The sequence below is a fragment of the Flavobacterium cupreum genome (assembly GCF_003996965.1).
Taxonomy (GTDB): Bacteria; Bacteroidota; Bacteroidia; order Flavobacteriales; family Flavobacteriaceae; genus Flavobacterium; species Flavobacterium cupreum.
In genome coordinates this window covers 1-279 of sequence record NZ_QWDM01000261.1, presented here as the reverse complement: position 1 = coordinate 279, position 279 = coordinate 1, and the positions used below count along the sequence as shown (strand labels likewise).

1 protein-coding gene is annotated in these 279 nt (G+C 51.3%); it reads left to right on the top strand.

The window, feature by feature from the left end:
• Positions 1 to 5 precede the first annotated feature (5 nt).
• Positions 6 to 279, top strand: a 274-nt coding sequence (locus tag D0817_RS27365; RefSeq protein WP_202866557.1) for an SEC-C metal-binding domain-containing protein, incomplete at its 3' end; no start/stop codon positions are given.

The following is a 279-nucleotide window of genomic DNA, read 5'->3' as shown; positions in this document are numbered from 1 at the left end:
AGTAGATGAGCAAAAAACCTTCACGAAATGATCCCTGCCCGTGTGGTAGTGGCCGCAAGTTCAAGAAATGCCATGGGTCATTCGCCAGTCTCGACACTCTGCGAATACTAAACAGTCCGACCATGCGTCAGGAACTGCAGACAATGCGCGCCCGGCATGATGCCCAAGAATTCCAACGACGTGAGCAGCAGGGTCTTGGCAAGCCAATCATTTCCGTGCAATTTAAGGATCACAGGATCGTAGCCGTTGGCTCAACAGTCCATTACTCAAAGAACTGGG